This window comes from Salinivibrio sp. PR5, from assembly GCF_001996085.1.
Lineage (GTDB): Bacteria > Pseudomonadota > Gammaproteobacteria > Enterobacterales > Vibrionaceae > Salinivibrio > Salinivibrio proteolyticus.
Genome location: NZ_MUFK01000001.1, coordinates 1 through 25813 on the forward strand (window position 1 = coordinate 1; position 25813 = coordinate 25813).

Sequence of the window (25813 nt, forward strand, 5' to 3'; positions counted from 1 at the left end):
AAATGAATTTATAGAATTTCAGGTAATAGTTGCTGGGCGATATAGTGGCTGCATTGTCATCAAGGGAATGCGCGATCATGGATTATCTCCCCCTCTTTGCTCAGCTTAAACATCGTCCTTGCCTCGTGGTAGGTGGCGGCGAAGTCGCATGGCGCAAAACGCGCATGTTGCTCAAGGTAGGTGCGGCCGTCACTGTGGTTGCCCCTGACGTCGACCGTGAAATTGCGGAGGCGAAAGCGCAAGGAAAGCTGACGGTATTGCGTGAGGCGTTTCGTCCCGATCATCTGGACGGAAAGATGCTGGCGATTGCGGCGACTGACAACGCCCTCGTCAATGAGCTGGTCTCCACTGCCGCTGATAGCCGTAATATCTTAGTCAATGTCGTTGATGATACCCCTAAATGCAGCTTTATTGTCCCTTCTTTGGTTGATCGCTCTCCCATCATTATTGCCATCTCATCGGGCGGCAAAGCGCCGGTATTGGCGCGGATGTTACGAGAAAAAATTGAAACCCTAGTGCCGCAACATATCGGCAAAATGGCGGCAATGGCGGGTGCGTTTCGCGACAAACTGAAAACGCGTATTCCGACCTTAACGGGCCGGCGCAAATTCTGGGAGGCCGCTTTTAGTGGGCGGTTTGCCGATTTAGTCGCGGCAGGCAAACACCAGCAAGCCGAGCAAGCGCTGGAGCAGCTTAGTGGACAAATCACCACCCAAGGCGAAGTGGCGTTGATTGGTGCCGGGCCGGGGGATCCTGGGTTATTGACCTTGCGCGCGTTGCAGTTGATGCAGCAAGCCGATGTAGTGCTTTACGACTACTTGGTGGCTGAACCGATTATGGAGCTGTGCCGCCGAGATGCGGAGCTGATTTGTGTGGGCAAACGGGCGAGCTACCACAGTGTGAGCCAAGACGATATCAATCGTCTGTTGGTCGAGCATGCTCAAGCCGGAAAACGGGTGGTGCGCTTAAAAGGGGGCGATCCTTTCATGTTTGGCCGTGGTGGTGAGGAATTACAAACCCTTGCCAACGCTGGTGTCTCGTTTCAAGTGGTACCCGGGATTACTGCGGCGGCAGGGGCGACGGCCTATGCCGGTATTCCGCTCACCCATCGCGATCATGCCCAGACCGCGCTGTTTATTACCGGTCATTTGAAAAAAGAACAAGACACCTTGGAGTGGGCGACGTTAGCCCGCCCGCGTCAGACCTTGGTGATCTATATGGGCTTGATGAAATCTGCCCATATTCAAAGCCAACTGATTGCTCACGGCCGATCGCCGGACACCCCTGTGGCGGTGATTGAAAACGGCACGCGTCCGGAGCAGAAAGTCTTTACCGGTCAACTCAACAACTTACCGTCGCTGGCGGACCAAGCTGCGTCGCCCGCGCTTATCGTGGTGGGCGAAGTGGCGGCACTCGCCGGTCAGCTGACATGGTTTGGCGAGGGGCGCGCGGTAAGCGATGCCGACCCCACGCAAGCCCCCACCGCTGTGGTTAACTTCGCTTAAAGGATAGTTAGGATGGATGCAAAAACACTCACTCACCTCCAGCAGTTAGAAGCCGAAAGCATTCATATACTGCGGGAAGTCGCGGCGGAGTTTGATAACCCCGTGATGCTGTATTCGATTGGCAAAGACTCGTCAGTGATGCTGCATTTGGCGCGAAAAGCTTTTTACCCTGGAAAGATCCCGTTTCCGCTGCTGCATGTCGATACCGACTGGAAGTTTCGCGACATGATTGCCTTTCGCGATCGCACCGCTAAAGAGCTCGGGCTAGATCTGATTGTGCACAAAAACCCAGAAGGGATGGCTCAGGGGATCAATCCTTTTGATCACGGCTCCGACAAGCACACCGATATCATGAAAACCCAAGCGCTGAAGCAGGCGCTGGATCAGCACAAGTTTGATGYGGCGTTTGGCRGCGCGCGTCGGGATGAAGAAAAATCCCGCGCCAAAGAGCGTGTCTATTCGTTCCGTGATAAGAACCATCGCTGGGATCCCAAAAACCAACGGCCAGAGCTGTGGCGCAACTATAACGGTCAAGTGAACCCGGGCGAGAGTATTCGCGTCTTTCCGCTCTCTAACTGGACTGAGCTCGATATCTGGCAATACATCTATCTGGAAAATATCGACATTGTTCCGCTTTATTTAGCGGCCGAGCGCCCAGTGGTAGAGCGTGATGGCACCTTGTACATGGTGGATGATGCGCGGATGCCGATTGGGCCCAACGAAACCGTGACCCATAAATCGGTGCGTTTTCGCACCCTAGGCTGTTACCCGCTCACCGGGGCGATTGAATCTACCGCGACCACCTTGCCCGAGATTATCGAAGAGATGTTGGTCGCTACCTCAAGTGAACGCCAAGGGCGGGCGATCGACCACGATCAGTCCGGATCCATGGAGCGCAAAAAGCGTCAGGGTTATTTCTAAGGAGCAGTCATGAATCCAGCAATTCAACAACAGGTGGCCGATCTGGGTATTGAGGGTTATCTGCAACAGCACCAACACAAAAGTTTATTGCGCTTTTTGACCTGTGGCTCTGTCGATGATGGTAAGTCGACTTTGATTGGCCGCTTGCTGCACGACTCACAGCAGATTTATGAAGATCAGCTGGCTGCTGTTCATGCCGATAGCCAGCGTGTTGGCACCACGGGCGAGAAACCGGATCTGGCGCTATTGGTAGACGGCCTACAAGCCGAGCGCGAGCAGGGGATCACCATTGATGTGGCGTACCGGTATTTCTCCACCTCCAAACGTAAGTTTATCATTGCCGATACCCCCGGCCATGAGCAGTACACCCGGAATATGGCCACCGGTGCGTCGACTTGTGACGTGGCGGTGATCTTAATCGACGCGCGTCACGGCATCTTGGATCAGACTCGTCGCCATTCATACATCGCTAACTTGCTAGGTATTCAGCATTTTGTGGTAGCGGTGAACAAAATGGACTTGGTGGAATATAGCCAAGCTCGGTTTGATGAAATCCAAGAGCAGTATCTGGCGTTTGCCGATCAGCTCAACCCCGGCTTGTCAGTGTCTATGGTGCCCTTGTCGGCACTGGAAGGTGACAATGTGGTCAATGCCAGTGACGCGATGGCGTGGTATCAAGGCGAGCCGCTACTCAGCCAGCTAGAAGCCATCGATATTGAAAAATCGCGCGGGACGGGCGCGTTCCGTTTTCCGGTGCAGTATGTCAATCGACCGGATCTGAACTTTCGCGGTTACGCGGGCACCCTTGCCAGTGGCGAGTTACATGTGGGCGATGAGATTAAGGTACTCCCCTCTGGGCTTACCGCGAAGGTCGCGCGCATCGTCACCTTTGACGGTGATCGTGAATTTGCCTTTAGCGGTCAAGCGGTCACTCTCACTTTAGATAGAGAAATTGATATCTCGCGTGGCGACCTCCTGGTGCGTGCGGCCGATGACGTGGCGGTGGGGCAACGATTTGACGCCGACGTGGTGTGGATGACGCAAACCCCACTGGCACCGGGGCGAGAATACGACATTAAGTTGGCCAGCAAGAAAACCTCGGCGCAGGTTGAGTCACTGTCCTATGGGGTCGATGTGAATACGCTTAACACCCATGACGCAGACACCTTGCCGCTCAATGGCATTGGTCGTTGCACCTTGACCCTGAGCGAAGCGGTGCCGCTGGATACCTATCAAGATAGCCCGAATACCGGTGGCTTTATCCTGATTGATCGTCTCACCAATGTGACGGTCGGCGCGGGCATGATCCGTCATGTGACTGAGGCGCAGCCACAAATCACCTCGTCGTTCTCAGCCTTTGAGCTTGAGTTAAACCAGCTGATCCGCAAGCACTTTCCGCATTGGCAAGCGCAGGATCTACGCCAACTGGGGTAAACGATGAGTTGGCAAGAAACCACGGTACTCACCTTGCTGGTGGCGATTGTCGCCGGCTTGGTGCTCACCCGTATAAAGCCTGTACTCTTGTTTGCGGGGGCCGCGTTTGTGGCGTTCCAAACTGGGCTCACCTCGGTTGAAGCGCTGACGGCGAACTTTACCGCGCCATCACTGCTGACCTTGGTATTGCTGATTTTGGTTTCTTGTGCGTTGGAGAAAACCCATTTGACCAGCTGGGTTGCGCAGCAGGCGTCGCACGGCACACTCCCCACCGTGATTGCCAAATTAGGCATATCGAGCGCGCTGCTATCGGCGCTGGTCAATAACACCGCTGTGGTGGTGTCGATGATTGGCGCGATCAAGCGCAACCGACGTCACTCACCCTCGCAGCTTTTGATCCCATTGTCATATAGCGCCATTCTCGGCGGCACCCTAACGCTGATTGGCACGTCCACCAATCTCATTGTGAACAGCTTTGTTGAGCGGGCGGGTTTACCCAGTTTGGGCTTTTTCACCCCAACGGTCATTGGTGCTGCTGCATTGGTGGCAGGGCTATTGGTATTAATTCCGTTTAGCTATCGGTTGCCACGCCATGATGGTGAACAAGAAGAGAGCTTGCCGTATGTGCTTGAAGCACGGTTGGCCGCCGACTCACCCTTATGCGGTCGCAGTGTGGCAGACAATGGCTTGCGGGCACTACGCCGTTTGTACTTGGCCGAAATTCATCGTCAAGACGGCGTCATTGCGCCTGTGTGTCCGGATACGCCGTTATTGGCCGGTGACAAGTTGCAGTTTGCTGGCGATGTGGAAAGTGTCGCGACCTTACAAGAGATCCCGGGCCTGACCTTGTTCGGCCAGCATCACATTGATGGGCAAAATTTGATTGAGGTGGTGGTGAGCCACAGCGCCAGCATTTGTGGCAAAACCCTCAAAGCCGCCCGTTTTCGCGAGACCTTTGATGCCGTGGTGGTCGCCATTCGCCGCGGCCATGAAAAACTCGACGGGGGACTGGGCAATATTCCTTTGCATGCCGGCGATACGCTGGTGTTGGTGCCGGGCAAAACCTTTCGCCAAGACAGCCAAGCGTTGCGGCGTGAATTCGTGCTCTTTAATGGCTTGGAAGCCAGTACCCGTCTTTCCGAGCGGAAAAGCGTTGCGGTACTGGCGGGATTTGTCGCGGTGATTGGCGCGGCCTTGCTCACTCCAATGCCGCTGCTTAATGGCTTAGCCGCTTATTTGGTGGTGTTGCTGGTCACAGGCATTGTCTCCTTGCACGATTTACAACGCCGATTTCCGGTTGAAGTGGTGGTGATTGTCGGCGCGGCGCTGACATTGGCACAACTGATGTTGGCGTCAGGGCTTTCAGCACGCTTTAGTGATTGGTTTATGGCGACCTTTAGCGCAGGGGGCGCGATAGGCGCGCTGGTGGCGGTGTACTTGCTGACTTTGTTGCTAACAGAGCTTATCACCAATAATGCCGCGGCGGCGCTGGCTTTCCCGCTGGGCTATAGCTTGGCGCTAGGGTATGGGGTTGATCCTATGCCCTTTGTGATGGCGGTGCTGTTTGGCGCCAGTGCCAGTTTTATTTCCCCTTATGGGTATCAAACCAATTTATTGGTATACAGCGTGGGTAATTACCAGCTACGTGATTATTTGCGTCTGGGACTGCCATTATCTGTGGTGTATTCCGCAGTAGTGCTCACCCTGTTACCGATTGTTTTTCCTTTAACGGCGGTCGCCCCTTGATTATGGCGTGGCCAACGAAATAGCGGAGACTTTCATGACTGACACTGTATCTGCGCCAACGGATCCCAATGTGGTCTGGCATCAGCATCATGTTGACCAAGCCCAGCGCAGTGAACAAAAACAGCAGCAACCCGTGGTGCTTTGGTTTACCGGCTTGTCTGGCTCGGGCAAATCGACCATTGCTGGCGCGCTAGAGGCGGCCTTGGTGGCCGAAGGGCACCATACCTATTTGCTGGATGGCGATAATATTCGTCATGGCTTATGTCGCGATCTTGGGTTTTCCGATCAAGACAGGCGCGAGAATATTCGCCGGATTGGTGAAGTGGCCAAGTTGATGACCGATGCGGGTCTTATTGTCTTGAGTGCCTTTATCTCACCGTTTCGCGCGGAGAGAGAGATGGTGCGCGAGTGTTTGCCAGAGGGACAATTTATCGAAGTCTTTGTTGATACGCCGCTGGCAGTGTGTGAGCAGCGCGACCCTAAAGGGCTTTACAAAAAGGCGCGTGCCGGCGAGATCCCTGCTTTTACTGGCATATCGTCAGACTATGAGCCACCGCAAAAACCGGCGGTCCATTTGACCGGTGATCACAGCGTCGCCGAGCATGTGGCGATCTGTCTTCGCGTACTGCGTGAGCGCCGAGTGTTGCGCTCGTCGGATTAAGCGTGAGTGTTGACTGTATCACCCACATCGCTGTGCATCTCAAAGCCTTCGGCGAGCAACTCACAAATGGCGTGGTGATAATCGGGATGCACGCGTTTACCGACCAGTTTTGCTAGCTCATGGCCGGTGGGGCTAAAGCGGTAGTAATAAAGACGCATCCCTTTGTGGAGCGGGGTAAGCATGTATTGGGTGTTTTGCAGTTTAAACGGCATGGCCGGTTGCATTTCAATCACGCCGGATTCGAGCTCAGTGCGCAGGATCAGCCCCAAGTCCATCAACAGCATTAAGTCGGTGTAAGACAGTTGATAGTGACCCAGCGAGAGCTTATGGGGCGGCTCTGGGCGCAGCAGTTGCACCAAGCCTTGGCGGCGGCGAAAACCGGTCACCAGCTTTTTGGTGCTGTCTTGCCCAAAGGTGCTGGACAATGCACAAGCGCGTTGCAGTGCTTGCGCTTCACGTTGCGTCATGGTTTCGAGAATGGTCAGGGCTTTAATCGAGGTGCTGCCGGGTCGTTGCATTTCTTGTTTGAGAATCTTCGCCCACAGCTGCTGCATCGCATGGCCGTGAATATTGCGGGCCAAATCGAAAAAGCGAACTAACCAGTCAGGATCGGGGGTATGGGCGGTTTCGCTGTGACACTGGTCGTAGGTCAGAGCAATGATGGCTTCGAGATTGGCCTGCTGCTTTTGCATCACATGACGTTGGCGATTGGCACTGCGATGGGCGAGATCTTCCTGCTCGACCTCTTGCAGACGCGCATCGACGTGATACTCATTGGCAATCGCTTTTAGCCGCCCTTTACTGCCACGTAGGTCAGCGTCTTCTTTATAACTATGTTCCTGATGCTGCCGTTTATCGGGATGGGCATCGATGACCACAGGTTTGTCTTGCTCTACCATGCGCGTCTCACACTGATTGTCAGCAAAATTTAATGCTGGCAAATATGTTAATTAAAGATTAAATTTGTTAACATTATGAGCGTTAACAATCAAGTGTAGGGATGCGTGTGCGTAAGCAAAAACTCAACCCCATCAATCTGCTGTTGATTGCCGTGTACATAGGCGCACTGGCGATCTTGTCTCATTATATTGCCTGACAACATCGTGTGCGCCGATCGGGCTCACTGATTGATAGGGATTTATCCGTCGTCGTAGTCAGTTAATTGTGTACCTTGTAGCACATAACCCACTTCTGCTAAGTCATGGCTGACATGTTCGGTTTTCAGCGTGCCTTCGACATAAACCACATCCCATAACTGTTGAATCGGCGCACCGCCAGCAAACTTTACATAAATTATCTGATTGGGGGGCGGGGGTGGAACATGAATACAGGCGCCAAGAAAGGGCACCAGTAGGAATTCCGTTACCACTTTGTCGTCGCCTTCTAGAGGGATCACAAAGCCGGGAATTTTGACTTGGCTGTTGTTGAGCTCAGGGCGAACTGAGCCAACCAAGCTTTGTGGGTTTTCACCATCGTGAGTAATTTCTGGCATGCCCCGACTATCGAATTGAGCACGTTCGTGCTCAGGCACCAAATCAATCCAATCCAGCGTGAGTGGCTCATTGCTCGCCCACGTAGGCGAGCTCAAAACACCGCTCAGTAAGGCAATAAGCCCGAGCATTATTCGTTTTTTCATCTGTTATACCTTAATTGTCATGCCATCGGCGAGCGCCTGTCGGTAGGCGCGCCAAGCCGGAATTAATCCCACGATAAAGCCAGCGACTAACACTCCGGCCATCAATGAAAGCTCATAAGAGGACGGCCAGTCGAGCGGTAAGAATAAGCCAAATTCACTGAGAATATAGGGCTGTGCTAGAGCGAGTCCACCATAAAGCAGGAACACGCCAGAGACGATCCCTGCAAGAGTGATCGCGACCGCCTCACTGACCAATAGCAAAATAATATGCAAAGGACGCGCGCCCATCGCACGTAAGATTGCCATTTCGCGTCGACGCTCGTTCAAGCTAGTGAGCAGGCTTGAGAGCATACCCAACAGCCCGGCGACGGCCACAAAGCCAGAGATCACCAACAGGGCTTGTTCGCCAACTCGCATCATGCCCCACAGCTCGTGCAAGGCAATACCGGGCATAATGGCGGTTAATGGTTCGCGTGGATAAGTATTAACCCAGCGTTGGACGGCAAAGGTTTTGATTTTGCTGTTTAGTCCCACCATCACCGCGGTCAGTTGTTCTGGTTGTAGCTCGCGTTGTTGCGCTTGCGCTTGGGTGAGGCCTTGGCCGAGTCGTGCGCCACTTTCCCAGCCGACATGAATCGCTTCGATGGCTTCGAGCGACACATGTACGCTACGGTCGACGGGGGTGCCTGTGGGCGCTAAGATCCCAGTGACCGTAAAGGGCAAGTTGTCATGCTGATTAAAGCCTTTGTCGGCCAGTCCATGGGCAATGACCAGACTATCGCCCATCTTGTATCCCAGCTCTCTTGCCACTTGGGCGCCAATCACGGTATCAAATAAGCCGGAAAATGGGCCGCCTTGGCGAAAGGCCAGTGGTTGTTTTTGACCATATTGATAATGGTCAAAGTAATCATTGGTGGTGCCGACCACGCGAAAGCCGCGGTGAGAGTCCCCCAGTGAAATGGGGATGGTCCAACTCACATCCGGATGCTCACGAAGGCGCTGGTAACTGTCCCAGCCGATATTGTTGGTGGCGTTACCAATACGAAACACGGAATAGAGCAGTAAATTAATGGGACCGGAGCGGGCACCGACAATTAAATCGGTGTTGGAGATGGTGTTGGCAAAGCTGGCTTTAGCTTGGGTGCGCACCTTCTCCACCCCGAGCAAGAGCACTACGGCGATGGTGACAGTCAGCAAAGAAAGCAGGGCGGTGGCGCGGCGATTCTTGAGGCTTTGTCCTGCCAATCCTAATAGTGAAATCATTGGTTAGCCTCCTCGCGTTGTATGGCGCGATTAAGCGCGAGAAGCGAGATATCGCGGTCAAACAAGGGCGCTAATTGGCTGTCATGGCTGACAAACAATAAGCTGCTATTGGCCTCTCGGCATCGGTCTTGAAGCAATTGAATAAAGGTATTGCGGGTGTCCGCATCAAGCGCAGAAGTGGGCTCGTCAGCGATAATCAATGCTGGCGCACCAATTAATGCCCGTGCCGCTGCAACTCGCTGTTGCTGGCCGATACTTAGCGCAGTGACTGGCTGATGGTAACAGTGCGCGGGAAGACCAAGCTTATCGAGTAAATTGGCCGCCTCTTGGTGTGCTGGTTGGCTGAGTGCCTGACGCCGCGTGTGAGAAAAGCGCAGCGGGACGGTGACATTATCAATCACCGATAAATAGGGCAGCAGATTAAATTGCTGAAAAATATAACCAATATGGTTAGCACGGAACTGATCCCGTTGGCGATCATTCAGTGCGGTTAGCGCTTGATGATTGACCGTCAGTGTTCCCGATTGTGGGGTATGAATGCCTGCAATCAGGCTCAGCAGGGTGGATTTCCCGCTGCCACTGGGGCCTTTTAAAAATACATGCTCGCCCTCACCGACCGCAAAGCTCTCGATATCTAAGATCGGTTGCGGCTGAGCTGGCCAAGTAAAACGTAGTTGTTCGATGGTTATCATGCCTGACAGGGGCGCTAGATGCGCCCCGCCTCCTTGTTCACTACCACTGGATGTGCGACTTGGCACGATTCAAGGTTTCAACCCAGACCTTGTCATCAGTAAAGGCCTGAATCTTCATGGTTTCTGTGTTGGGGAATAGGCTAAACCAATCAGTTTGCAATTCGGTGAAGGCTTGCGGGTTTTGGCAAACGAATTGGTAGTTCGCTGATAAGGTGTTGTGGTTACCGTGATCATGCCCATGATGATCGTCATGGTGCTCATCATGCTTGTCGTGATCATGATGGCCTTCATGCGCATGATGGCTGTGATCATGGTGGTCACCATGATCCTCATGATGAGCATCTTTGCCGTCTCGGCCATCGCGACCGTCATGGCCTGCGTGACCATCTTCGCCATCTTCACCGTGAATGCTATTGTGCTCATGCTCATGCTTGTGGTCATGGTCTTCAAAGCTGCTCGTTACCTTGACGTCGACCAGCTGGCAATTCGCCGCTTCAGCAAGCTGGAAGCGTTTCCCGCCATCGCGCAGCAGTGTATAAGCATCTTCGAGCGTTTGCTGATCCTTGGCGTTTTTAGGGTGGTGCTCAAAACCAACCACATCATGGCCGGGGGCGGTCAGTTCAATCAGCACACGCTCACCGTCTTGGGCAAGGCTTGCGGTGACTTCACCGTGCACATGGGCATCGAACGACTGATAGTTGGCTTCGTCAGCAAATGTGGCTGTGGACGCGGTTGCGATGGTCATGGCGATAACATTGGGTAAAAAACGCGTTTTCATTGGGTTCTCCTAGTGAATAAATGGGTTAAATCATTGCGGTATTTATTCGACTAGGTGGGTCGCGCGCCGAAAAGGCGATGGCGATGTGGTAAGCACGTGGTGGCTTAGAAAGGGTAATAATTGCGTTGACCACATAGGTGGGGGCCGGTGGTGAGGCCGCATACGCGATCAGTGCGGGAGGCGCCAAATGACAGAGGCTGCAATGTTCGCTGTGATGTGTGGGCGTGAAGGTATCGAGGTGATGATGCGCCCACAGCCCAGATTGGCTGAGTACGACGATCAACAGCAGATGGACGATCAATGGCCGAGTCATGCAGGCATCCACACCTTTAAGAGTAATGTAATAACATAACAATTATCACCATCGACGCCAAGTGTTGAAAAACGCGGGCTTTGCCCGCGCATGGCACTATTGATTGACCAGTTGAGTGACTAAGCTAATCACTTGGTTCACCTCGTCGGGACTTAATTTGCCTTCTTTGACAAAACGCACCGTGCCTTGGTCGTCGAGTACCGCGATCAGCGAGCTTTCTTCTTTTAAGCGCCACGCCTGTGCGACACTGCCGTTTTCGTCGAGCACAATTGAGGACCAACTAAAATCCCGCTTACTGTCTTCTGCCGACGATTTAACAAAACCGCCGGTGCCCCAAATCGCATCATCTTGATTAATGATGGTGGTGGTTTGGTAGCGAGAGTCGTCAAAGTCTGCGGCGGTGATGGCTTCCATCAAGGGGGCATTCATTTCTTTGGCGCTGCTGCGTCCGGCGATGGCTTGGATCACGCGTACTTTGCCCGGCAGTTGTTCGGTTTGCCAAGCTTGATAAACAATATCGTCGCCATTCAAGGTCAGCTCGCCGTGCTCGGCGACTTTGGCTGAAGGTAAATGTGCACCATTTTGGATCGTATGCGCCCAACTGGTGCCTGTGAATAGCGCAAAGGTGAGAGCAAGTAGGGTGGTCTTTTTCATTCTTTATCATCCATGTCTGTGGTCATTATTTGGCATCAGGTGCCAAGTTATCTATGGTTACGCCAGACGGTGAGTTGTGCCAAGTGGCAAAGGTTAATCCGTGCGCAAGATCGGACTTTTCTGCGTCGATCGAACTTACGCTGCAAAACGTATTTATCTAAATCGGGAACTTCTGTTCGCTAGCAGGCTCTAATGCTGTGATTGCCATCTTATTGAGGTGGCACTTTGCTTGCTTAGCTTTATACGCGGAGATTGCCAGATAATATTCGGCGCTCCAAGGTGGCAATATCATACGGTCATCGTGACTGTGAAAGAAATGAATTGCCGTTTCGGTCTGCTTAGACAGACTTTGAGAACAAGAAAGGGATCCTTATGCTCAGAATCTTTCGTCAATATCGGCCAACCCAGATTGCGCGGTATGTGAAACGATTTTTTAAGGGCCGACTCTATATTGAAGGTGTAGGCGCGTTTGAATTTGATGGTGGACGTTTACTGCCGCCCGGGCATAGTGATAGACGTGCACTGTCGGTGATGACTGAGGTGAATAAAGAAATTAAAGCCATGGCCATTACCGCATAAACATCGCCACACTGAAAAACACGTCCAAACGGACGTGTTTTTTTATGCCTAGCCATTTAGCAGTGGTTAATTGCCAAAGGCTTATTGTGGTGGGAAACACACACCTGTGCCACCCAAGCCGCAGTAGCCTTGCGGGTTTTTGTGTAGGTACTGCTGGTGGTCAGTTTCAGCAAAGTAGTAAGCGCCAGCCGGTGCGATCTCAGTGGTGACCGCATCTGACTTGCCGGCCTCTCTCAATGCCGCTTGATAGGTCGCCAGGCTTGCCTCGACGCTGGCTTGGTCCGCCGGATCACAATAGTAAATCGCGGAACGATATTGCGGGCCAATGTCATTGCCTTGACGCATGCCTTGGGTCGGATCGTGGTTTTCCCAGAACACCGCCAGTAGGGTGTCTAAACTCACCACGGACGGGTCGAAAATCACATTGACCACTTCGGCATGACCGGTTTTTCCCGTGCACACGTCTTGATAACGCGGGTGTTGGGTGACGCCGCCACTGTATCCGACCGAGGTCATCACGACACCCGGCTGTTGCCACCATTTGCGTTCGGCACCCCAAAAACAGCCCATGCCAAAAATAACCTGTTTTTGACCTGCCGCGGGGGTGGCCGTGATAGGCTGATTAAAGACCGCGTGCGGTTCGGCTGGAACAATCGGGTCGGTGCGATCGGCTATCGCATTCTCGGGTTGGGTAAAGGAAGATTGCATCGACATAGGCATCCTTTGACTGCTGTGGTGTAAAAGCGCAAAGCGGACTGCTGTGCGCGTCAGTGGGTTGGCATACAGGCATGGATTCCGCATCTTGTCATCAACATGATGCTGGCATCCTGCCCCGCTCAACACGTAATATGGCAAGATATCATCAATTTAGCCGGGCGACACCCGGGTATTGGATCTCACTGCATGAATATACGGCTATTCCCCCTATTCGCGATCGCTATCAGCGTGATATCTAGCATCGCCCATGCGGAAGTCGACATTGATATTGAAGGGCTCGATGGTATTGCACAAGACAATGTCGAGACCTATTTAGCCGCGATTGCTCCAGAAGAGCGGGACGGCTCCTACCGGTTTATTGCCCGTGTTGAGCAGGATGTGCGTAAAGCACTGCAAGCGGTGGGGTTTTATCAGCCTAAGATCACTATGCGAATGGACGGAGACGCTACGCTGGAAGTCAAGGTTGATCCGGGCAAACCCGTTCGTTTGGCACAAGTGGATGTGGTGTTTAGCGGTGAAGCGGGCATGGATGACGATTTTCATGCTCTCAAGGCTGACGGGCCGCAGCCGGGCGCGATTCTTAACCACGGAGACTATGAGTCCCTGAAAAGCCAAATCCAAAGCTTGGCGGTGAAAAAGGGATACTTTGACGGTCGTTTTACGCAAACACGTCTCGAAGTCTCTCCCACCCGCCAACAAGCATTTATTCGTCTGCACTTTGCCAGTGGTAAGCGTTACCACTTTGGCGCGATTCGCTACCAAGGTGCGCAAATTCAGTTGCAGCGTCTCGACACTTTACGTGATTTTTCCCCGGGCGAGCCGTATCGCGTGTCGGCATTGGGTGAGTTTAACCAAGCGCTTGCCAACACCGGGTGGTTTTCCAGTGCGTTAGTCCAAGCAGACATGGAAGAAGCCGAAGACACTGAAGTGCCGATCAAGGTGACACTGACCCCTGAAGCACGCAACAAATTTGAAACTGGGGTCGGGTATTCCACCGACATTGGCCCGCGGCTCAAGTTTAATTGGCGCAAGCCTTGGTATAACTCGCGCGGTCACAGTATCACCACATCATTGGCGATTTCTGAGCCCGAGCAGACGTTGACCTCTACCTACAAGGTTCCCTTGGAGGATGTTTCTCGCGAGTATTATCAAGTGCAGTTAGGGTTACAAAATACCGAACAACGCGATACCTCCAGCCTTGAGGTATCGACCTCGATTTCCAGGCATTGGCTGTATGATACCGGCTGGCAACGCAGTGTCTCGTTACGCTGGCTTTATGAAGACTACACCCAAGGGCTAGATGAAGATAGCGTCAGCGTGGTGCTGCCAGGGATCAATTTTACCCGCACCCGCGCTCGCGGTGGATTAATGCCGCATTGGGGAGACAAACAATCTATTACATTGGAAGCGGCCGATCCGATTTGGCTGTCCGATATTAGTTTGGTGCGCTTGCAAGGGCGGAGTGCGTGGATTCGTAGCCTCAATAAAAACCATCGCGGCTTATTACGCGTTGATGGTGGTGCCCTGATTTCTGAAGAGTTCAGTGAAGCGCCGCCATCGTTACGCTTTTTCGCCGGGGGCGATAACAGTATTCGCGGTTATGCTTTTGAAACCGTTTCCCCTGTCGATGACAGCGGTCAGCTCAGTGGCGCCCGCTACATGTTAACCGGTACGTTGGAGTACCAATATCGTCTAGGTGGCAACTGGTGGTGGGCGTTATTTGCTGATGGTGGTGACGCGTGGACCCACAATTTATCGTGGAAGCGTGCGGCTGGTACCGGTATTCGCTGGTCATCGCCGGTAGGTCCGATTCGTCTTGATGTCGCGCGTGGTTTTGATAATGACGATGATGATTTTCGTATACACCTTACGCTAGGGCCTGAGTTATGAGTCGTTGGTTAGTCAGGCTAACGTTTATTGCGTTAATCAGTATTTTTTCTTTGGTGGGGCTGGTAGCGGCCGCGCTTTTTACACCAGTGGGCTTGCAGGTCGGGATTTGGGGTGCGCAGAAAGCGCTACCTGCGTTATCAGTCGATGAGGCCGACGGCAGTCTACTCACCGGCTTTGTGCTGCAAGGGGTGCGCTATGATGATGAGCAGCTACGACTGAATGCCGAACAGCTAAGGCTTGTCATCCAAGGTAAGTGCTTACTGACGCCTGCGCTTTGTATTGATCAATTGGCCGCCGAGGGGGTCACGCTCGATATTGATTTGCCCGTGAGTGAGGAGGATACATCCTCGCAAGACGTATCCACGTCGGCTATCCAAGCGCCGCTGCCTATTCACATCAATGCCTTTGCCTTTAAGGATGTGGCGATTCAGGTTGCCGAACAGTCGGTGAGTTGGCACCAACTGCAAGGGGGCGTGCATTTTGTTGGCGACACCTTAACTTTATCGCCGACCGATTGGCAGCAGCTGGTGGTGAGCCTGCCGAGTGAGCCCCAAGAAAATACCGACCAAGCGGTCGGTAAGCCGGATAGCGCGGTGGCAAGCACGCCATGGCATTACCCAGGCCTGGAGTTACCCACGGTGGCGCTGCCGCTGGCTATCGAGGTGGAGCAGCTTCGCCTGCAAGATACGCGGATTGAAGCGGGCACAGTACAAACCCTCTCAGCGTTATCTTTGGCGGGTAGCGTTCGAGGCAGTGCGGTGACTATTGATAGTTTCTCGGTGACCGCCCCCCAAGGCACGGCAAGCCTTGCAGGTGATATTACACTTGAAGGTAAGTACCCACTTACCTTACAAACCCAGTTGACCAGTAATCTTTCCCCGCTTCAAGGCCAAGCTTTATCACTGTCGGCCTCTGGAAGCCTGGCCGCGCTTGAGCTAAACGCGACCGCGCGCGGTCCGGTGACAGCGACGCTGGAAGGAGAGGCAAACCTGCTGGCGGCAAACTTACCTTTTGCGGTGCAGTTGCAGAGCAAAGCCTTGGCGTGGCCGCTGACGGGGGAAGCGATCGCGGCATTACGCGAGCTACAATTTCACGCCGATGGGGATCTGTCCGACTATCAGCTCGGTTTACAAACCGGCGTCGAGGGCCCTGAGATTCCGACCACCCAGCTGAATTTAACCGGCCAAGGCAGTCTAACGGCGCTGACCCTCTCGCAGCTGGAGGCCAATATACTGGGTGGAAAGGTGGCCGGTCGTGCCAGCGTGGATTGGTCCAGCGAGCCTTTTTGGCAAGCTGAGTTAGGGTTTGCCAACATCCAACCTCAGCAGCAATGGCCAGAGGTCACGGGGGATTTAACCGGTGCAATCAGCCATCGTGGTCGCTTAACCGCCCAAGGCGGCTGGGATGTTTCGGTGCCTACGTTGGTGGTGCATGGGGAGTTACAAAAACTGCCGCTAGCGGTCGCGGGCGCACTTAACGCGCATGATCGTGATGGCGATGGCCAGCCGAGCGTGTCGACGCCGGGGCTGACGCTGTCGCATGGTCCCAATCACGTCACGGCACAAGGGCAAGTGCGTGATGAGTGGCAAATGGGACTGTCGGTCGATATTGCCGATTTGTCGCAATCCTTGCCGATGCTCACTGGTGTGATCCGTGGCGATGCACGATTGAGCGGGCCGTTTGCACAGCCAACCGCAAAGTTGGCGCTTCATGCTAAGCAATTGCGTTGGCAAGATGTGCGCATTAATCAGCTAACGGTAGACGGTGATCTGGCCGTAAAAGATCGCTTAGGCGGCGAGCTGACGGTGTCGGTATTAGGCGGGCGCTATCAAACCGCGCGCTTAGACAACCTTGATTTAACCGTGCGCGGTGATGAAGCGGCACACCAGCTGGATTTGCGCTGGCAAGGGGCGCCGGCGTCTGGCGCGTTACGTGTTGAAGGTGCATTGGCGCGAGACACTGGCTGGAAAGGTAAACTGCTTGATACATCGGTGAACGTGGAAGAACTTGGCGACATTGTGCAGAAAAGTGCGGCACCCATTGCGTTTAGTTTCACTGATATGCAAACCGAGGTTGGCGAACATTGTTGGCAGTGGCAAGCAACGTCTTTGTGCTTATCGCAACCGGCGACAATCGGCGAGCAAGGGGAGGTGGTTGCCAAGATTGAAGGCTTTGAAGCGAAGCAAATCGCTGCCTTCTTACCGCCGGAATGGCAAATTGATACACGTGCCAATGCCGAGGTTCATGCACGCTGGCAGCCTGACGCCTCGCCGGATGTGCAAGCCTCGATTGATATCGCGGATGGCAATCTGCGCCAGCAGGCCGACACGCCACTGGTGATTGGCTGGCAGCATGCCAACTTCAATGCGCGTTGGCATCAAGATGCACTGCAAGGTGCGTTGGCACTCACCTTGTCTGAGGGCGGCACACTGGCCTCAGCCTTTACCTTGAATGATCTGTTAGCGTCGACACGTACGATTGATGGGAATGTGCACATGAATGCGGTGCAACTTGCCAAGCTGGAGCCGTTACTCGGCGGTGACAAACAGGCCGATGTTAATGGCGAAGTGAATGCTAACTTACGCGTTCAAGGTCCGATTACATTGCCGAAAGTCTTTGGCAAGCTGGATATCAGCGCATTACGTGTGAAAGGGTTATCATCGCCGGTTGATGTTAATGACGGGCAGGTGACGGTCAACCTTGATGGTCAGCAGGGACAGTTAACCGGCCAGCTGATTACTCCCGATGGCACCTTACGCCTCAAAGGCGAGGGTCGGTGGCCGACCGTGAGAGATTGGTTGTTTAATCTGAATGTCGCGGGCGATGCGTTGCGAGTGAATGTGCCGCCGATGGTCCGTCTTGATGTTGCGCCTGACTTAACGGTTTCAGCAACCCCAGAACAAGTGGCGATTCGGGGGAATATTGAGGTGCCATGGGGACGGATTGAGGTGGAGCACTTGCCGGAATCGGCCGTCACTGTGTCGGATGATACGGTGATCCTCAATCAAAACTATGAGCCTGAAGACGCGGAACAAAAAGATGCGGTTCCTTTTAATTTGGTCACGGATGTACGCTTAGTGCTTGGTGATGAAGTTCGGCTGGCGGCGTTTGGTTTGAAGTCGCGCTTGGCAGGAGAGCTTAACATTAAGAACAACCGTAAAGGCGCCTTGATTGTCGGTAACGTGAGCTTGTTGGAAGGAACCTATCGATCATTTGGACAAGATTTGATTATCCGTAAAGGGGAAATCTTATTTAATGGCCCTGCTGATCAGCCGTATTTGCAAGTCGAAGCGATTCGCAATCCCGAGCGCACTGAGGGCGATGTCATCGCGGGGATCCGACTTACAGGACCTGCCGATGAGCCGGTGGCGACTGTATTTATGGATCCGGCCGGTTCGCAGGCCAATGCCTTGTCATACCTGTTACGCGGCCGAGCACTTGATGCTGGCGCCGGTGATGCCAATATGACCTCGATGCTGATTGGGTTGGGCTTAGCGCAAAGTGGCAAACTGGTGGGCGAAATTGGTCAGGCGTTTGGGGTCGAGGATCTTACTCTCGATACCTCTGGCGCCGGCGATGAGCAAAAAGTCGAGGTCTCGGGATATATTCTGCCTGACTTGGAAGTGAAGTATGGGGTGGGGATCTTTGATGCGATAGGGGTGTTCACGGTGCGCTATCGATTGATGAAAGATCTTTATCTAGAAGCGGTGTCGGGAGTCGATCAGGCGGTGGATCTACTCTATCAGTTTGAGATTAAATAGAAAAAAGCCCGCGTGTTGACGCGGGCTTCTAGCTTCATGGCGATGGCACGATTATTTTTGCGCGCGCTCAAATGAAGACAGGATTTCGTCTTTTGCGGCTTGGGCATCTTCCCAGCCATCCACTTTCACCCATTTGCCAGCTTCTAGCTCTTTATAGCGCTCGAAGAAGTGCGTGATTTGTGCTTTTAGCAGCTCAGGCAGGTCGTTCACGTCTTTCACGTGATCGTACTCTTTGGTCAGCTTGCTGTGCGGTACCGCGATCACTTTGGCATCTTCACCAGACTCGTCGGTCATTTTGAGCACACCAACAGGGCGGCAGCGGATCACTGAGCCGGGTACCAATGGGAATGGGGTTGGTACCAGCACGTCAACTGGGTCGCCGTCCAAAGACAAGGTGTGGTTTACATAGCCATAGTTACATGGGTAGAACATAGGCGTTGCCATGAAGCGATCAACGAATACGGCGCCGCTGTCTTTGTCGACTTCGTACTTAATTGGATCGGCGTTGGCAGGAATTTCAATCACCACATAAATATCTTCAGGCAGATCTTTGCCCGCTGGGACCTGGTTCAGGCTCATGGGATGTCCTTTTGTTTATCAAAAAAGTGTGTGCCAATTATAACCACCGAGCGTGAAAATAACAGAGGCGACCGCTGTGGTCGCCTCTTAATCATAAATTGCGGTGAAATCTCACCGTCTCACCGCACTTAGTTATCGTCGTGATCGGGGTAGCGTTCGAGGTATTCACCCACTTTGTCCACCATATTGCTGGAGCCGACAAAGAAAGGCACGCGTTGGTGCAACTCTTTCGGATCGATATCCAGGATGCGCTGGGTACCATCGGTCGCTTTACCACCCGCTTGCTCAATAATAAACGCCATGGGGTTGCACTCGTAAAGCAAGCGTAGCTTGCCGTTGGGATACGCGAGTGTGCTGGGGTATAAGTAAATACCGCCTTTTAGCAGGTTGCGGTGAAAGTCCGCGACCAAAGAGCCAATATAGCGTGAGGTGTAGGGACGCTTCTCATTAGGGACGTTTTCTTGACAGTACTTGATATATTTTTTGACGCCTTGCGGGAATTTGATGTAGTTCCCCTCATTAATTGAGTAAATGTTACCGTCTTGGGGAATGGTCATGTTCTCATGCGACAAGCAGAATAGCCCAAGTGATGGGTCATAGGTAAAACCGTGCACGCCATCGCCTGTGGTGTAAACCAACATGGTCGATGAGCCGTAAATGACGTAACCGGCAGCCACTTGGCGGTGACCCGGCTGTAAGAAGTCTTCCTCGGTGGGGGGAGTACCCACCGGCGATACGCGGTGGTAAATGGAAAAAATGGTGCCGACAGAGACGTTGACATCAATATTGGAAGAACCATCGAGTGGATCGATGAGGACCACATACTTGGCATTGCGGTTGAGCTGCTTGTTGAAAATAACCGCTTCATCTTCCTCTTCGCTGGCAACGCCACAGACGTGGTCGCGGGCTTCCATGGCGGCTTTAAACTTTTCGTTGGCGTAGACATCGAGCTTTTGCTGCTCTTCGCCTTGTGCGTTTTCTGTGCCAATCGCGCCGGCAATATCGACCAGACCGGCTTTGTTGACTTCACGGTTAACAATTTTGGCGGCCAGACGGATGGAGGCGAGAAGAGAAGATAAATCACCGCTGGCGTGCGGGAAGGCGTGCTGTTTCTCAACAATATACTCGCCGAGGGTCTTAATGTCGGGCATTCTCAATCCTTAATGATGATGAACTTTCTTTCTGATGCAATCGGATACATGGGCAGTCAGCTGCCTCTTAAAATCGCTGATATTCTAGCGCCAGCGACTTTTTAATCGTACTGAAGAAATACATGAAGCAAGGGAAGTGTGATCGCCACATAAAAACCATGTCAGATGTACGCAAGCGATAAGACCCAAGCGCCAATCCAAGGCATAATGACAGCCTTATGCCGGATGGCTGAGCAACCAATACAACACAGTGAAGGCTATGCATATTCATATTCTCGGCATCTGTGGCACCTTTATGGGTGGCGCCGCGATGCTCGCAAAACAATTGGGACACAGGGTGACGGGCTCTGATAGCCATGTTTACCCCCCGATGAGTACGTTACTCGAATCTCAGGGTATTGAGATTATCGAAGGTTATGATCCGGCTCAGCTTGCTCCCGCTCCGGACCTTGTGGTGATTGGTAATGCAATGAGTCGTGGCAATCCCTGTGTTGAGGCGGTACTAAACCAAGGCTTACCGTATACGTCAGGCCCGCAATGGTTGCATGATTTCTTATTACGAGACCGCTGGGTGCTGGCGGTTTCTGGCACACATGGTAAAACCACTACCGCTAGCATGTTGGCATGGATCTTAGAAGATTGCGGCTACGCGCCCGGTTTCTTGATTGGCGGTGTCGCGGGGAATTTTAATGGCTCGGCACGATTGGGCGATAGCCCATTTTTTGTGGTAGAAGCCGATGAATATGACAGCGCGTTTTTTGATAAACGCTCCAAGTTTGTTCATTACCAACCGAAAACCTTGGTGATCAACAACCTTGAGTTCGACCATGCCGACATATTTGATGATTTGGCCGCGATTCAAAAGCAATTCCACCATGTGGTGCGCACTGTGCCGGGGATTGGCCAAATCATTGCGCCCTCGGACGATGCCAATGTCGCAGAGACGCTTGCCATGGGGTGCTGGAGTGAATGCGTTTATGCAGGACCAGATGGACAATGGCAGACGGTGAAAAAAGATCCAGCCGGCAATCATTTTTCGGTATATTTTGCCGGCGAGCATGTTGGGGATGTGAACTGGGACTTGGTTGGCGAACACAATGTACGTAACGCGTTAATGGCCATTGCGGCAGCGCGTCATGTGGGCGTGACGCCTGACTTAGCCTGCCAGTCGCTCGAGACCTTTATCAATACCAAGCGACGCCTTGAGTGGCGCGGCGAGCAAGCCGGTGTCACTGTGTATGATGACTTTGCTCATCACCCGACGGCGATTCGACTGACCCTTGAGGGGTTACGCGCGAAAGTCGGTAATGGTCGCATTCTGGCGGTGTTAGAGCCACGTTCCAATACCATGAAGCAAGGGGTTCACAAAGACACGCTGGCGGCGTCGTTGGCTCGTGCTGACCAAGTGTTCTTGTTCCAACCCCAAGGGCTGGATTGGTCGCTTGAAGCGGTGGTGGATAGCTGCGAGCAGCCGTCGCATATTCATGCCGATATTGATGGGTTGGTAACCGCTTTATGTGAGCAAGCCCAAGCAGGCGATACCGTGTTGGTGATGAGTAATGGTGGCTTTGGTGGTATTCACGACAAGCTGCTTAACGCGCTCGGCGATAAAGGGGAAAAGCATGGCGGATAAACGCATCACTCTGGCGTGGACAGGTGCCTCTGGCGCGCCATACGGGCTACGTTTGCTCGAATGCCTGCTTGCACAGGATTATCAGGTTTTCTTATTGATCTCATCGGCAGCACGTGTGGTGTTAGCCACCGAACATGGCCTGAAATTGCCTGCCGGGCCTGACGCGGCCAAAAAGGTATTGGTAGAACATTTACAGTGCAACACGGATAAGCTAGTGGTGTGTGGCAAAGAGGATTGGTTTTCGCCAGTTGCCTCAGGGTCAGCGGCACCGAAGCAAATGGTGGTATGCCCTTGCTCCGCCGGTTCATTGGCGTCGATTGCGCATGGCTTGTCCGATAACCTGATTGAACGGGCGGCGGATGTGGTGCTTAAAGAGCGCGGACAACTTCTGTTGGTGGTGCGTGAGACGCCATTTTCGACCTTGCATCTTGAGAACATGCACAAGCTGTCGCAAATGGGGGTGACGATTATGCCAGCCGCGCCGGGTTTTTATCATCAACCCCAGTCGATAGATGATCTCGTCGACTTTATGGTGGCGCGTATTTTGGATCATGTCGGTGCTGAGCAACAGCTGGTGCCACGTTGGGGCTATGACCAACGCGAACGATGAACGGCGCTCAGGCAAGCGCAAGCATGCCTGAGCACTACACACTAAGGTTTGAGTACCATCACGTGCACTGTCGCCCCTTCGAGCACTTTGGCGGCGACGGAGCCGAGCATCATTTTATTGACGCGTGAACGTTTGTGGCTTGGCATCACGATGAGATCGCAGCCAATACGCTCGGCGGTTTTAATGATCCCCTTGTAAGGTTTCCCTTCCGCAATTGACACCTCACAGGCGATGGTTTTTGGCACGTATTTATCCGCAAAGCCTTGTAAGTTTCGCTTCATATCGCGTTTCATTTTGTTGGCGGCGTCTTCCGGGAAATAAGAGGCCACCATCGAATTGTGGATGCCTGGCAGCACGGTCAGTAGGTGGATTTTTGCGCCAGATTGGCTGGCCAGCCAGACGGCATGATCGACGGCCTTGTCAGCAAAACTCTCATCATTGAGGTCAACCGGAACCAAGATGTGTTTATACATAGCGATATCCTTTACGGTCTAAAAAAGAAAAGGGCACGCGGTAAAACACGTGCCCTTAACACTAGGCTTGGCGAATGCGACGGCGTTGATTCCAGCCGAGTAATGCCAAGAGCAACAAAGTTGGCACGAAGACCCATTCTTTCCATGGGCGGACATTATCGACAGTCACGGCTTTGATTTGCCAATCAAAATCGATACCTGCTTTGTCTGCATCACTGCCAAACTGAATCATATCTACCAAGAGTTTGCCATCTTCTTCACGGAGCATGAGGCCTGTGTCACTGATGCGTGCTTCGCCGCTTTCCAAGCTGTGATCGATGGGGAGCACGACATGTTTCGCTATCTGCTCTCCAAAGAAGTTTTCCCCTTCCACTTCAAGCTGTAACGGCTCGCCTTCAGGTAAGGTGCCTGCGATACGCACTAATTCAGTGCCCGGATAGCTGGTGGTCGGTGGGTACACTTCGTCCCACCAAAAGCCAGGACGGAAGAGCGAGAAGGTGATCACTAGAAGTAGTGCGGTTTCCCACCATTTGTTCTTGGTGAGCCACCACCCTTGTGTCGCCGCGGAAAAAGCCAGCATCGCGATGGTTGCCGACACCACGGTTAAGATCAGGTGAATGGGGCCCTCTAGGTCTAGCAACAACAACTGGGTGTTGAAAATAAACATAAACGGCAGGATGGCGGTACGGATGTCGTAGGTAAAGCCCTGCACACCGGTACGTATCGGGTCGGATTTGGCAATGGCCGCCGCGGCAAAGGCTGCCAAGCCGACCGGTGGCGTGTCATCGGCAAGGATACCAAAGTAGAACACGAACAAGTGTACCGCAATCAAGGGAATGATCAGCCCTTGTTGTGCGCCTAAGGTCACAATCACTGGCGCCATCAGGGTGGAGACCACGATATAGTTGGCGGTAGTCGGTAGACCCATCCCCAATAGCAAGCTGATGACCGCGGTAAACAGCAGCATCAAGAAGATGTTGCCGCCGGAGATAAACTCGACAAAGTCCGTCATCACTAGACCGATGCCAGTGAGGGTGACGGTACCCACCACAATCCCCGCAGCCGCAGTGGCAACGCCGATACCTATCATGTTACGTGCACCGGTCACAAAGGCTTCGGCCATATCGACCACACCGTCGCGGATTTCTTCTTTAAAGTTGCTCCGTTGATTGAAGTAAGCAATCAGCGGGCGCTGGGTGAGAATAATAAAGATCATAAACACGGTCGCCCAAAATGCGGACAAACCCGGTGAGAAGCGTTCGACGGTCAAACACCAAACCAATACGCCAATAGGCAACAAATAGTACAAGCCAGAACGTACGGTTGGGCCTGGCTCCGGCACTTCGGATAAATCGGCGGCGGCCGGGTCTTCTGCCGCTTCGGATTTGTACTGAGCGGAATAGCGCACCAACAGCACATAAGCGATTAATGTCAGCAGACCAATGATAACGGTTGCCATGGCACCGAACACATCTTTGGTCCAACCGATGCCGTAATAGACCGCGGCACTGAGGACCAGCAAGCCCACAAACACGGTCATAAATGAGAACAGTTTTTGTAGCAAGGTGCTGGTGTGGCGGCGTGGTAGGCCCTGCATCCCAGCCTTACACGCTTCTAAGTGCACGATGTAAATCAGAGCGATGTAGGAGATAAGCGCAGGCAGCAGTGCGGCTTTAATCACCTCGACGTAGGAAATCCCCACGTATTCCACCATCAAGAACGCGGCAGCCCCCATAATGGGTGGGGTGAGCTGGCCATTGGTCGAGGCGGCTACCTCAACCGCGCCGGCTTTATGGCTCGGGAAGCCCACACGTTTCATCAAGGGTATGGTAAAGGTCCCAGTAGTCACTACGTTGGCAATTGATGAACCCGAGACCAAACCGGACAGGCCGGACGCGACTACCGCGGCTTTGGCGGGGCCACCGCGCATGTGACCGAGTAGCGAGAAGGCCACTTTAATGAAGTAGCCGCCGGCACCGGCACGATCGAGTAATGCCCCGAACAGGACAAACAGGAATACAAACGAGGTAGAGACGCCCAGCGCCACCCCGAAAACCCCTTCCGTGGTGAGCCACAGATGCGACATGGCTTTATTTAAGCTCGCCCCTTTATGTGCGATCACATCCGGCATGTAGGGACCGGCGAAGGTGTAGAGCAAGAATACACCGGCGACCACCATCAATGGCGGGCCAAGTGCACGGCGGGTGGCCTCAAGCATCAACACCATACCAATGGCAGCGACCGTGATATCCACGTCGGTATAAGCGCCGGCGCGTCCAGCTAGATCGTTATAAAATAAGAATAAATACCCTGCGGCAAAGCTTCCCGCTAAGGCGAATACCCAGTCGAGTAGGGGGATACGATCGCGGGGAGAGGTTTTTAATGCAGGATAAGCGGTGTAGGCCAAGAACATCGCGAAAGCGAGGTGAACCGCGCGAGCTTCGGTGTCATTGAGGACACCAAAATCGAGCATAAAGGGGAGAGGTGAGGCATACCATAGCTGAAACAGTGACCAAAAAAGTGGTACCAGCCATAAAATGCGTCCCGGCAGTCCATGAGGTGAGCGCGCACCTGTATCCGCTTGCGCGACCATGTCTTGCACATCAGGAGACGATTGACTTGTCTTCGTCATGCAGTTTGTCCTTATTATCATTTGCACCGCGAGAGCGGCAGCAATGTCCCGAGAAAAGGGTACTCTCTGTCACAAAGCATAGCCTGTAGACAATGACATCAGTGTCAACGATGAGTACCTAACCGTTAATTATAATGGGCCGATGGGTGGCCAATGCGTTAATCGTTTGTTGGCGGTCAAACGCC

Annotated in this window: 22 protein-coding genes; 10 read left to right on the forward strand and 12 right to left on the reverse strand. The window is 53.2% G+C overall.

Annotation, left to right across the window (positions count from 1 at the left end):
• Positions 1 to 77 precede the first annotated feature (77 nt).
• From cysG to cysC, 5 genes are read left to right on the forward strand one after another with little or no spacing between them, the layout of a single operon-like run.
• Entirely contained in the window at positions 78 to 1505 is a 1428-nt protein-coding gene (gene cysG, locus BZG82_RS00005) for a siroheme synthase CysG (RefSeq protein WP_077764895.1), read from the forward strand.
• A gap of 12 nt (positions 1506 to 1517) precedes the next feature.
• The gene (cysD, locus tag BZG82_RS00010) at positions 1518 to 2426 is read left to right on the forward strand and encodes a sulfate adenylyltransferase subunit CysD (protein WP_077764896.1); all 909 of its coding nucleotides are present in this window, start codon (positions 1518 to 1520) and stop codon (positions 2424 to 2426) included.
• A 9-nt stretch (positions 2427 to 2435) separates the two neighbouring features.
• Positions 2436 to 3860 (forward strand): sulfate adenylyltransferase subunit CysN, encoded by a 1425-nt coding sequence (gene cysN, locus BZG82_RS00015; RefSeq protein WP_077764897.1) that lies wholly within the window; start codon positions 2436 to 2438, stop codon positions 3858 to 3860.
• A gap of 3 nt (positions 3861 to 3863) precedes the next feature.
• On the forward strand, positions 3864 to 5606 hold the full coding sequence (locus BZG82_RS00020; RefSeq protein ID WP_077764898.1) for an SLC13 family permease: 1743 nt from the start codon (positions 3864 to 3866) through the stop codon (positions 5604 to 5606).
• Between the two features lie 34 nt (positions 5607 to 5640).
• Positions 5641 to 6267 (forward strand): adenylyl-sulfate kinase, encoded by a 627-nt coding sequence (cysC, locus tag BZG82_RS00025; protein WP_077764899.1) that lies wholly within the window; start codon positions 5641 to 5643, stop codon positions 6265 to 6267.
• On the opposite strand, the gene BZG82_RS00030 is transcribed toward cysC, so the two are convergent.
• From BZG82_RS00030 to BZG82_RS00055, 7 genes are all read right to left on the reverse strand, one after another.
• A complete protein-coding gene (locus BZG82_RS00030) occupies positions 6264 to 7166 on the reverse strand; it encodes a TIGR03899 family protein (RefSeq protein ID WP_077764900.1) in 903 nt (300 codons plus the stop codon). The genes cysC and BZG82_RS00030 overlap by 4 nt on opposite strands.
• Positions 7167 to 7405: 239 nt before the next feature.
• Entirely contained in the window at positions 7406 to 7903 is a 498-nt protein-coding gene (locus tag BZG82_RS00035) for a DUF3299 domain-containing protein (RefSeq protein ID WP_077480313.1), read from the reverse strand.
• A 3-nt stretch (positions 7904 to 7906) separates the two neighbouring features.
• Positions 7907 to 9166: an ABC transporter permease gene (locus BZG82_RS00040; RefSeq protein WP_077662808.1), complete on the reverse strand. Its 1260-nt coding sequence runs from the start codon at positions 9164 to 9166 to the stop codon at positions 7907 to 7909.
• Positions 9163 to 9858, reverse strand: a complete 696-nt coding sequence (locus BZG82_RS00045; protein WP_077764901.1) for an ABC transporter ATP-binding protein — start codon at positions 9856 to 9858, stop codon at positions 9163 to 9165. Before BZG82_RS00045 ends, BZG82_RS00040 begins: the two co-directional genes overlap by 4 nt.
• A gap of 40 nt (positions 9859 to 9898) precedes the next feature.
• Positions 9899 to 10636: a ZrgA family zinc uptake protein gene (locus BZG82_RS00050; protein ID WP_077764902.1), complete on the reverse strand. Its 738-nt coding sequence runs from the start codon at positions 10634 to 10636 to the stop codon at positions 9899 to 9901.
• 25 nt (positions 10637 to 10661) lie between these two features.
• Positions 10662 to 10949, reverse strand: a complete 288-nt coding sequence (locus BZG82_RS16125; RefSeq protein ID WP_108742935.1) for a hypothetical protein — start codon at positions 10947 to 10949, stop codon at positions 10662 to 10664.
• A 96-nt stretch (positions 10950 to 11045) separates the two neighbouring features.
• A complete protein-coding gene (locus BZG82_RS00055) occupies positions 11046 to 11603 on the reverse strand; it encodes a YtfJ family protein (RefSeq protein WP_077764903.1) in 558 nt (185 codons plus the stop codon).
• A gap of 372 nt (positions 11604 to 11975) precedes the next feature.
• Between BZG82_RS00055 and BZG82_RS00060 the strand changes: the two genes are divergently transcribed.
• Complete coding sequence (locus BZG82_RS00060; protein WP_069589637.1) at positions 11976 to 12182, forward strand: DUF1107 domain-containing protein; 207 nt, start codon at positions 11976 to 11978, stop codon at positions 12180 to 12182.
• Positions 12183 to 12263: 81 nt separating this feature from the next.
• Here BZG82_RS00060 and msrA read toward each other — a convergent pair whose 3' ends face one another.
• A complete protein-coding gene (gene msrA, locus BZG82_RS00065) occupies positions 12264 to 12902 on the reverse strand; it encodes a peptide-methionine (S)-S-oxide reductase MsrA (protein ID WP_077764904.1) in 639 nt (212 codons plus the stop codon).
• Positions 12903 to 13085: 183 nt separating this feature from the next.
• Here msrA and tamA point away from each other — a divergent pair, with 183 nt between their 5' ends.
• Positions 13086 to 14789: an autotransporter assembly complex protein TamA gene (gene tamA, locus BZG82_RS00070; protein ID WP_077764905.1), complete on the forward strand. Its 1704-nt coding sequence runs from the start codon at positions 13086 to 13088 to the stop codon at positions 14787 to 14789.
• A complete protein-coding gene (tamB, locus tag BZG82_RS00075; protein WP_077764906.1) occupies positions 14786 to 18550 on the forward strand; it encodes an autotransporter assembly complex protein TamB in 3765 nt (1254 codons plus the stop codon). The genes tamA and tamB overlap by 4 nt, the downstream gene beginning before the upstream one ends.
• A gap of 51 nt (positions 18551 to 18601) precedes the next feature.
• Here tamB and ppa read toward each other — a convergent pair whose 3' ends face one another.
• Positions 18602 to 19129 (reverse strand): inorganic diphosphatase, encoded by a 528-nt coding sequence (ppa, locus tag BZG82_RS00080; protein WP_069589628.1) that lies wholly within the window; start codon positions 19127 to 19129, stop codon positions 18602 to 18604.
• Between the two features lie 128 nt (positions 19130 to 19257).
• Positions 19258 to 20280, reverse strand: coding sequence for a class 1 fructose-bisphosphatase (fbp, locus tag BZG82_RS00085; protein WP_077481066.1), 1023 nt, complete (start codon positions 20278 to 20280; stop codon positions 19258 to 19260).
• 259 nt (positions 20281 to 20539) lie between these two features.
• On the opposite strand from fbp, the gene mpl reads away from it, so the two are divergent.
• Both mpl and BZG82_RS00095 read left to right on the forward strand, forming a co-directional pair.
• Entirely contained in the window at positions 20540 to 21913 is a 1374-nt protein-coding gene (gene mpl, locus BZG82_RS00090; protein WP_077764907.1) for a UDP-N-acetylmuramate:L-alanyl-gamma-D-glutamyl-meso-diaminopimelate ligase, read from the forward strand.
• Positions 21903 to 22523, forward strand: coding sequence for a flavin prenyltransferase UbiX (locus BZG82_RS00095; protein WP_077764908.1), 621 nt, complete (start codon positions 21903 to 21905; stop codon positions 22521 to 22523). The genes mpl and BZG82_RS00095 overlap by 11 nt, the downstream gene beginning before the upstream one ends.
• 41 nt (positions 22524 to 22564) lie before the next feature.
• On the opposite strand, the gene BZG82_RS00100 is transcribed toward BZG82_RS00095, so the two are convergent.
• Positions 22565 to 22996 (reverse strand): universal stress protein, encoded by a 432-nt coding sequence (locus tag BZG82_RS00100; protein WP_069589614.1) that lies wholly within the window; start codon positions 22994 to 22996, stop codon positions 22565 to 22567.
• A gap of 61 nt (positions 22997 to 23057) precedes the next feature.
• On the reverse strand, positions 23058 to 25628 hold the full coding sequence (locus BZG82_RS00105) for a TRAP transporter permease (protein ID WP_077764909.1): 2571 nt from the start codon (positions 25626 to 25628) through the stop codon (positions 23058 to 23060).
• Positions 25629 to 25813 lie beyond the last annotated feature (185 nt).

Bases quoted from the DNA above. Each gene is read 5' to 3' on its own strand.
- BZG82_RS00050 (WP_077764902.1), bottom strand. From the start codon at position 10,636: ATGAAAACGCGTTTTTTACCCAATGTTATCGCCATGACCATCGCAACC.
- BZG82_RS16125 (WP_108742935.1), bottom strand. From the start codon at position 10,949: ATGACTCGGCCATTGATCGTCCATCTGCTGTTGATCGTCGTACTCAGC.
- BZG82_RS00100 (WP_069589614.1), bottom strand. From the start codon at position 22,996: ATGTATAAACACATCTTGGTTCCGGTTGACCTCAATGATGAGAGTTTT.
- BZG82_RS00095 (WP_077764908.1), top strand. From the start codon at position 21,903: ATGGCGGATAAACGCATCACTCTGGCGTGGACAGGTGCCTCTGGCGCG.
- tamA (WP_077764905.1), top strand. From the start codon at position 13,086: ATGAATATACGGCTATTCCCCCTATTCGCGATCGCTATCAGCGTGATA.
- BZG82_RS00055 (WP_077764903.1), bottom strand. From the start codon at position 11,603: ATGAAAAAGACCACCCTACTTGCTCTCACCTTTGCGCTATTCACAGGC.
- ppa (WP_069589628.1), bottom strand. From the start codon at position 19,129: ATGAGCCTGAACCAGGTCCCAGCGGGCAAAGATCTGCCTGAAGATATT.
- mpl (WP_077764907.1), top strand. From the start codon at position 20,540: ATGCATATTCATATTCTCGGCATCTGTGGCACCTTTATGGGTGGCGCC.
- BZG82_RS00060 (WP_069589637.1), top strand. From the start codon at position 11,976: ATGCTCAGAATCTTTCGTCAATATCGGCCAACCCAGATTGCGCGGTAT.
- cysN (WP_077764897.1), top strand. From the start codon at position 2,436: ATGAATCCAGCAATTCAACAACAGGTGGCCGATCTGGGTATTGAGGGT.
- BZG82_RS00030 (WP_077764900.1), bottom strand. From the start codon at position 7,166: ATGGTAGAGCAAGACAAACCTGTGGTCATCGATGCCCATCCCGATAAA.
- BZG82_RS00035 (WP_077480313.1), bottom strand. From the start codon at position 7,903: ATGAAAAAACGAATAATGCTCGGGCTTATTGCCTTACTGAGCGGTGTT.
- cysG (WP_077764895.1), top strand. From the start codon at position 78: ATGGATTATCTCCCCCTCTTTGCTCAGCTTAAACATCGTCCTTGCCTC.
- tamB (WP_077764906.1), top strand. From the start codon at position 14,786: ATGAGTCGTTGGTTAGTCAGGCTAACGTTTATTGCGTTAATCAGTATT.
- fbp (WP_077481066.1), bottom strand. From the start codon at position 20,280: ATGCCCGACATTAAGACCCTCGGCGAGTATATTGTTGAGAAACAGCAC.
- BZG82_RS00105 (WP_077764909.1), bottom strand. From the start codon at position 25,628: ATGACGAAGACAAGTCAATCGTCTCCTGATGTGCAAGACATGGTCGCG.
- BZG82_RS00040 (WP_077662808.1), bottom strand. From the start codon at position 9,166: ATGATTTCACTATTAGGATTGGCAGGACAAAGCCTCAAGAATCGCCGC.
- BZG82_RS00045 (WP_077764901.1), bottom strand. From the start codon at position 9,858: ATGATAACCATCGAACAACTACGTTTTACTTGGCCAGCTCAGCCGCAA.
- BZG82_RS00020 (WP_077764898.1), top strand. From the start codon at position 3,864: ATGAGTTGGCAAGAAACCACGGTACTCACCTTGCTGGTGGCGATTGTC.
- msrA (WP_077764904.1), bottom strand. From the start codon at position 12,902: ATGCCTATGTCGATGCAATCTTCCTTTACCCAACCCGAGAATGCGATA.
- cysC (WP_077764899.1), top strand. From the start codon at position 5,641: ATGACTGACACTGTATCTGCGCCAACGGATCCCAATGTGGTCTGGCAT.